Origin of the sequence: Cetobacterium sp. (assembly GCF_051653945.1) — a bacterium.
Taxonomy (GTDB): domain Bacteria; phylum Fusobacteriota; class Fusobacteriia; order Fusobacteriales; family Fusobacteriaceae; genus Cetobacterium_A.
This window is the reverse complement of sequence record NZ_JBOFXD010000049.1, coordinates 1-7,916: the sequence shown is the minus strand read 5'-3', so window position 1 is coordinate 7,916 and position 7,916 is coordinate 1. Positions and strand designations below refer to the sequence as shown.

Annotated in this window: 9 protein-coding genes and 1 pseudogene; 8 read left to right on the top strand and 2 right to left on the bottom strand. The window is 24.0% G+C overall.

Features of this window, described 5'->3' with window-relative positions:
- A pseudogene (locus ACRC8M_RS04795) lies at positions 1 to 231 on the bottom strand (7-cyano-7-deazaguanine synthase); the annotation flags it as partial.
- A 166-nt stretch (positions 232 to 397) separates the two neighbouring features.
- Positions 398 to 2,482 carry a heavy metal translocating P-type ATPase gene (locus ACRC8M_RS04790; protein WP_438528100.1) on the bottom strand — a complete coding sequence of 695 codons (2,085 nt, stop codon included), beginning with the start codon at positions 2,480 to 2,482 and terminating at the stop codon, positions 398 to 400.
- A 223-nt stretch (positions 2,483 to 2,705) separates the two neighbouring features.
- On the opposite strand from ACRC8M_RS04790, the gene ACRC8M_RS04785 reads away from it, so the two are divergent.
- From ACRC8M_RS04785 to ACRC8M_RS04750, 8 genes are all read left to right on the top strand, one after another.
- Positions 2,706 to 3,287, top strand: coding sequence for a class I SAM-dependent methyltransferase (locus ACRC8M_RS04785; RefSeq protein WP_438528099.1), 582 nt, complete (start codon positions 2,706 to 2,708; stop codon positions 3,285 to 3,287).
- Positions 3,288 to 3,296: 9 nt separating this feature from the next.
- Entirely contained in the window at positions 3,297 to 3,605 is a 309-nt protein-coding gene (locus tag ACRC8M_RS04780; protein ID WP_438528098.1) for a hypothetical protein, read from the top strand.
- 75 nt (positions 3,606 to 3,680) lie between these two features.
- On the top strand, positions 3,681 to 5,066 hold the full coding sequence (locus tag ACRC8M_RS04775) for an ArnT family glycosyltransferase (RefSeq protein WP_291945265.1): 1,386 nt from the start codon (positions 3,681 to 3,683) through the stop codon (positions 5,064 to 5,066).
- Between the two features lie 36 nt (positions 5,067 to 5,102).
- Entirely contained in the window at positions 5,103 to 5,237 is a 135-nt protein-coding gene (locus ACRC8M_RS04770; protein ID WP_291945267.1) for a murein L,D-transpeptidase catalytic domain-containing protein, read from the top strand.
- A 55-nt stretch (positions 5,238 to 5,292) separates the two neighbouring features.
- Positions 5,293 to 6,444, top strand: coding sequence for a L,D-transpeptidase family protein (locus ACRC8M_RS04765; protein WP_291945269.1), 1,152 nt, complete (start codon positions 5,293 to 5,295; stop codon positions 6,442 to 6,444).
- 51 nt (positions 6,445 to 6,495) lie between these two features.
- Complete coding sequence (locus ACRC8M_RS04760; protein ID WP_438528102.1) at positions 6,496 to 7,053, top strand: S41 family peptidase; 558 nt, start codon at positions 6,496 to 6,498, stop codon at positions 7,051 to 7,053.
- Positions 7,038 to 7,208, top strand: coding sequence for a S41 family peptidase (locus ACRC8M_RS04755; protein WP_438528101.1), 171 nt, complete (start codon positions 7,038 to 7,040; stop codon positions 7,206 to 7,208). Before ACRC8M_RS04760 ends, ACRC8M_RS04755 begins: the two co-directional genes overlap by 16 nt.
- Entirely contained in the window at positions 7,183 to 7,575 is a 393-nt protein-coding gene (locus ACRC8M_RS04750) for a S41 family peptidase (RefSeq protein ID WP_438528097.1), read from the top strand. Before ACRC8M_RS04755 ends, ACRC8M_RS04750 begins: the two co-directional genes overlap by 26 nt.
- Positions 7,576 to 7,916: the final 341 nt, after the last annotated feature.

The window sequence follows — 7,916 nt, the reverse complement described above, 5'->3', positions numbered from 1 at the left end:
TAACTTCTTCTTCAAACTCTCTAGTTACATCCAAAATATAATGTTCTATTTCTAAGTCTTCACATATTTTTTTGCATCTTTATCTTCTTTACCATATGTTTTCATAGTTACACCAAAAACATTATATCCTTGTTTTTTTTAAATATATGCTGTTGTTGAGGAATCTACTCCACCACTCATAGCAACTGCTACTGCTTTTTTTATATTTTTTATATTAAATTCTAAATTCATAAATTACCATCCCATTTCTATTATTATTTGTAGAAAGCAAATACAATAGCTCAACTTTTATTTTTGTTTATTTTTAAAAAAAATAAATGCTAAAATTCCCATTATAATTGAAAGGAATCCAAAATTTGTTCCTTTTTTATGACATCCCATTTTATCCTCCTATTATCTAAATTTTACTTGTTAAGATTCTTGAAGCATTTAAAATTGCAATTACTGAAACTCCAACATCAGCAAATATAGCTAACCATAAATTAACTATCCCAAAAATTCCTAATATCATTACAATTCCCTTTATACTCAAAGCTAGTGTTACATTTTGAATAACTATTTTATTAGTAAATTGACTTAAATCAAGTGCTTTTACTATTTGATAAGGATTATCATTCATAAGAACAATATCAGAACTTTCAATTGCTATATCACTACCAAGTTTACCCATAGAAATTCCAATATCAGAAAGTGCTAATACAGGAGCATCATTTATTCCATCTCCGACAAAAATTACACCTTTTTTATTCATTTGTTTTATTTTTTTAAATATATCTACCTTGTCCTTCGGTAAAAGTTGTGTAAAAATATGATGTTCTTTTAATCCAAGAGATTTTCCTATTTTACTTCCTATTATTTTATTATCTCCTGTTAACATATAACTTTCTATTCCTTTTTCATCAAGTTCTTTAATTGTTTGTAAAGCATCTTTTTTTACTTCATCACTTACAGTTATATAACCAGCTAATTCGAGATCGTTTGCCACATATATAGTTGTCTCACTTTCTTCTTGAAAAGGAATATTTATCTTATTAATGTTCATATATTTTTTATTTCCTACTAATATAGACATATTTCTATATAATACACTTATTCCATATCCTGGATTTTCCATATACTCCAGTATTTCTTCTTCTATAATTTCATTTTTTTTAGCTTCCATAATAGCTTTTGCTATTGGATGATTAGAATGATATTCTGCTACTTGTGCAAGATTTAAAACTTGCTCTTCTGTAAAACTATTGAAAGTTTTAATCTCTGTAACTTTGAATTTTCCTTTAGTTAGTGTTCCTGTCTTATCAAAAACTACAGTCCCTATATTTTTTAATCCATCTAAATAATTACTTCCTTTTATTAAAATTCCCTCTTTTGAAGCTTTTCCTATAGAACTAAAAAATGTTAATGGAACTGAAAGAACTAAAGCACATGGACATGAAATTACTAAAAATATAAGTGCTCTTTTTATCCAAAGAGTATAACCTCCAGTTAAAAACAGTGGAAAAATAAATGCAATTATAAGAGATAATATCACTACTAAAGGAGTATAATATCTCGCAAATTTAGTTATATATTTTTCAGTAACAGATTTTTTATTACTCGCTTGTTCAACCATCTCCAATATTTTATTTACTGTAGATTGAGAGTAAATTTTTTCAACTTTCATTTCAATAACACCATTTATATTTATTCCACCGCTTGAAACTTGAAATCCTATATCTGTTAAAATTGGCAGTGATTCTCCAGTTAATGCTGAATTATCAATGGTTGAACTGCCTTTTATTATTACTCCGTCCAATGGAATTCTTTCGCCAGGTTTAATAATTATAATATCATCAATCTCGACATCTTCTGGAGAAACTTTTTTTATTATTCCATCTTTTTTTAAATTTGCAAACTCTGGTTTTATCTTCATCAAAGCTTTAATTGATTTTTTTGAATTATTAATAGCTAATTCTTGAAAAAAATCACCAACTTTAAAGAAAATCATCACTCCAGCAGCTTCGCTAAAATCTCTTAAAAAAATAGCTCCTACAGTAGCTGTTGACATAAGAAAATTTTCATCTAAAAATTTTCCTTTGAAAATATTTTTAATCGCTTTAATAAGAATATCATAGCCTGACAATACATATGCTATAAAAAATACAGTATTTTTATAAATAGGATCTTTTATAAAAAAACCAACTAAAAAGAATAACATTCCAAAAACTAATAAACTGTTTTTTAAAGAAGTTAAATTCTCTTTTTCTTCACTTTCATCTATTTTTTCTTCAAACAAAACACCTTCTTCTATGGAATTAACCAAATTATTAAAATAATTCAATAGATTTTTTTCTTTTTCTTTCTCTAATAGAGTAAACGAAAAAGTTTTTGTATAAAAGTTTAGGTTAACATCTGAGATAAATGAAATTTTTTCAAATTCATATTGGATTTTTGAAGCACAACCACCACAATGTAAATTTTTTATATAATATTTTTTAAACATTTTCTTCCTCCTTTTTTTAATTTATATATAGGCCCTATATGTATATATATCACACTCAAATTATCAAGTCAACCTTTATTTTATAAAGATTTTTTATCAATTCAAAATAAACACTTCACAATTTATTATTGACAATACATTTAAAATACTGTATATATATAGGCATATGGGGTATATTTGATTTTCAAATATAATACTAAAATTATTTAAAGGAGTTAATGCTATGTTTATAAAAGAATTTTTTAAGAATACTAAACAAATTGGAGCTATTTTTCCAAGTTCAATTTTTTTAGCAAAAGCAATGGTTTCTCAAATTGATTACACAAATATAGATGTATTAGTTGAATTAGGTGCAGGAAATGGAGTCTTTACAAAAGAAATTTTAAAAAGAAAGTCTTCTGATACAAAATTTATAATATTTGAAATAAATTCTAAATTTTATAAATTGTTGAAAAAAAAATATTCCCACTTAAATAATGTTTATATTTTTAAAGAAAAAGCTGAAAATTTAGATAAAGTTATGTTAAATTTAGGATTACAAAAAATAGATTATGTCATATCAGGACTTCCTTTTTTAAATATACCTAAAACAAACCGAAATAAAATATTTCAATCTATTTCAATTTTTTTAGAAAAAGAACTAATATTATTTCAATATACAAAATTATTAGAATCCGAACTTAGACTTAAATATAGATTAATCAATAGAAAATATGTATTATTAAATGCTCCTCCTGCATATATATATACTTTAAAAAATATTAGTCTCTATAATTCTATTTATACTGACTCTTTATTTGTGTAGATGAATTATATGGAAAAAATCCTTCTACTTAAACAAACTACAAATAATAAAATTCAATTACCAGAAAATAAAGAATTTTGGAATAATTTAAAAAACAATAACTCTTCAATTATTTATAAAGTTTATTGTAATTATTTAAAAAATTCAAATGAAATTTTTGACATTATTTTTGGAATAGAAATACTAAATTCAAAAGAAATATTTCTAACAATACCACGATTAACATATCAAATTTTCGTGTCTAATACGAAGAATATTTCTAAAAGTTGGGAAAAAATTCAACAATTAGAAAATAATAAAAAGAAGTTATATTTTTGATTATGAAAAATATTATCCAAATGGAGAGGTTTATATTTTTTTAGGAATTAAATAATATGATTTATGGGAGCAGATATGAATATTTTGACTGACACAACTAAGTATAAATACAAGTTATTTTTTATAATTTATTTTATACTAATATCAATAGCTTCATTTTTTAGATTTCCAGATGTAAAGAATGAATTAAAATATTTTGTAATTATCGATCAATTGATAGAGAATAAAAATTATATTATACTAAAATACTTTAACGAACTTTATCCAGATAAACCACCGCTTTATTTTTGGATACTACTTTCATTGAGAAAATTTTCAAAAGATATGTTTTATCCTTTAGGATTAATTTTTACAAGTATTTTACCAGCCAGTATAACCGCTTATTTAGGATTTAAACTTTCAAAACTTTATTGGAATGAATGGATGGCTTATATTTCAACTGCCATTTTTATAACTTTACCTTATATTTTTGGAATATCTTTAGTTCTTAGAATGGACTATCTAATGATTATGTTTATAATGTTAGTTTTATATACTTTTTTTAAATCATATCCTAAAGATATATCTAGTATAAATATTTTTTTTATTTATTGTTTCATAGGATTTGGTATATTAGTTAAAGGAGGAGCTGCATTCACTATCCCTTTATTTACCATAATATTCTATTTGTATTTAAATAAAGACATAAAGTATCTAAAAAAAATAAGGCCAATAATCGGTATTTTAATAATACTGTTAATTTTAATAACTTGGTTTTCTTTAATATTAACTGATATCAATGGAATTCAGTATATAAAACTTATATTAGGACAAGAAACAATCGGAAGAATGATAAAATCTAAAGCTCATATAAAACCATTTTATTTTTATTTAAAACAACTACCTTTTACACTATTAACACTTACTCCATTTTTTAGTTTAGGAGTTCTATCCAATTTAAATAATATTTTTAAATTGGATAAATGGAAAAAAATAGATAAAATTAGCTTTAGTATTTTCTTTCCAAATTTTATATTTTTTAGTCTTCTAAGCGGAAAATTAGAGATATATTTATTACCGCTCTATTATGCAATGATTATTATCTCACTAAGGTTTATTGAAAATAAATTTATATATTCTAAATATAAAATATATAATATAATCTTATTTATTAATATATTTATTTTTTTAATTTGTAGCTTTTCTCTTCCTTTTTATACTAAAAATTATACTTTAAAACCAGTAATAAATATTTTAAAAAATAACAATAACGTATATAGCTATCGTTTTTTAGATGCTAAAAATATTTCTTTTGAAATAAATAAAAAATCTATTGAAGGTATTTCATCAGATGAAGCTATTAATATCAATAAAAACACTTTAATTTTGGTAAGGAATAAATATTTAAATGACATACTTGAACAAAATTTTCAAATTATTTTTCAAAATAGAAAGTATACACTTCTCAAAAAAAATAGTTAATTTAAAATTAAAATAAATTTATAAAAACAAGGTCGGTTGGGAAGAAGACTTGGATGCCCAGCTCTTCCTAAAGATATCTATAAACAAACTATTAGTTTAATAAAATCTGAATCAGTTGTATTTGCGTATGATGATAATTCTGAATATAAAAGCACTAGTACTTTAGTTTAAAATGAATGGAGGAAATAAAATCAAAAAATATACATATCTTAAATTTGGAAGCTTATTGATAAAATTTATATTTTTATCACATCCAGCATTTTCAAATATAAATAAAACCTTAGTACAAAAGTATAGTGATAAGATTCCTATGAGCATAAATGTTAATATAAAAAATAATGAAGCACAACCTGCATATTTTAATTATGTCTTCATAAAAACGATAAATGCATCTATTCGAGAAGATGCGTCTATAAATGCAAAAGAAATTATAAAATTTCCATTCAATACAAAGCTAAAAGTACTTGAAAAAGTAAAAGCGAATGGAAACGAATGGTATAAAGTAGAATTAATAAACACTGACGGAATTAAAAGATTTGGATATATCTCATCCTTACTTGTTACATTTAGAACTTTTAGATTTGAGGAAATGGATAATCGAATTAAAAGTTTATCAAGTTTTTTAAAATCAGAATATGAAAATAATAAAAAATTGGTTTCTATAAACACATATAAACCTAATCCTAATAATAAAAATATGAATAGAACTAAAGATAAATATGGAACATCAGCAGATCAAAATGCTAAAGCTTTATATAAAGATGAGATTATCTACATTCCTGATAGAACTCTATTATCAATAGAATTTGAAAAAGATAATTACTTATATGTTAATGCTCCCAATATTCCAGAAAGACCTTTAAAAATTAATAAAAATCTTATAAGTAGATACCCTTTTATTAATCCTGATTTTAAAAAAGTTATTGTAATTGATCTAAATAATGAAAATCAAGGAATATTTGAAAAGACTTTCGATAACACCTGGGAACTTATTTCTTATACACTTAATAAAACAGGATTAGAAAGTACTCTTGGCTTCGAGACTCCTAAAGGATATTTTATAGTTCCTCTAGTTAAATATGAAATGGGATTTAGAGATGACTTCAACACTTCTGGAGGAATAGCAAAATATGCAATTAGATTTTCTGGTGGAGGATATATTCATGGAACTCCTATTAATTTTGAAGAAGAGATTAATAGAGATTTTTTTCTTCAAGAAAAAGATAGTACTTTAGGAACTGTTGAAGGAACTAGAAAGTGCATTAGAAACACTGAAGCTCATATAAAATTTCTTTTTGATTGGATCACTAATGGGAAAGTTAACGGAAAATCGAATGAGCAAAAACCAGATGAAAATGTGATGGTTATAATTTTTTAAATTTTTATTAAAATAATTTGTATGTATATTTATATTTAGGATGGTGAAAATATAATAAAATCAAATTATGTAGGAGAAAAAAAAGATGAAAATATAAATATAACTAACATATCTCTAGTTCAAGGTGCATTAAAAGGAATGATAAATTCATTAGATGATCCTTACTCAAACTATTTTTCCAAAGAAGAAATGGATAGCTTTAAAGAAGATCTGGAAGGTAAATATGTTGGAATAGGAGCTGTTATTCAGAAAAATAGTAATGAATATTTATTAGTTGTTTCCTCAATATATGATACTCCTGCATTTTTGGCAGGAATAAAGGCTAAAGATAGAATTCTTTCTATTGACGGAGAAAGTACTTTAAATTTAACATTTAAGGAATGTGTGGAGAGATTAAATGGAAAAAATGGAAGTTTGGTTAAACTTGTTGTTTATGATGAAAATACAAATAAAAGTAAAAAAATCGATTTAAAACGTACTCTTATTCAACTAAAATATGTCAAAAGTAAACTTCTCAAAGATTCTATTGGATATTTAAGATTGACTCAGTTTGGAGAAAATATATATGAAGATTTAAGTACAGAGCTAAAGGAATCATTTTTGATTTAAGAAACAATCTCGGAGGATCATTAAAAGAGGCTGTAAGAGTTTCATCAATGTTTATATCTAATGGAAAAATTGTTAGTACAAAAGGAAACGGTGGTGAAGAGGAATTTGTCTTTCGTGAAGGAAAATATTTTGGAGACTTTCCACTTTTTAATTAATCAAAGAAGTGCTTCCGCTTCAGAAATTGTCTCTGGAGCTATAAAAGACTATAAAAGAGGTATCCTCCTTGGTGAAAAACCTTTTGGGAAAGGAAGTGTTCAAACACTTATTCCATTACCTCATGAAGATGGAATAAAATTAACAATTGCTAAATATTATACCCCAAAGGGAATCTCTATTCACGAAAAAGGTATTGATCCTGATATATTTATTGAAAATAAAAAAGCCTTCTCAGATAATATTATAACAAATATTAATGAAACAGATTTAAGAGATAATAACAAAATCAATGATTTACTTTCAGGCGAAGATACTCAATTAGAAAAAGCTATTGAAGAAATGTCTAAACTTATTAACAAGAATTAATAATAAAAGGAGTTATTTTAATGAGTTTAATTTTAAAAAATAAAATATATGTAATAATAGAATTAAAAGGTAATTTTCAAATAGAAATTATAAAATATTCAATCTTTTTTATCTCAATGTGAAAATAATATACATTTTTAAGAAGTAAATATACCTTTTAAAAGCTACATTAAAAAAATTACAAATATAGAAAAAATTGATTATCTATTTGCCAATATAGAAATTAATGTAAAAAATACTACTTGGGAAATATGGAATAATATTTATGGATTTAATGTTTTAGGAGCTATAATAGAGACTCTTCCCTATATGAAGGAACAAAAAATGGGGCGTATTATGAT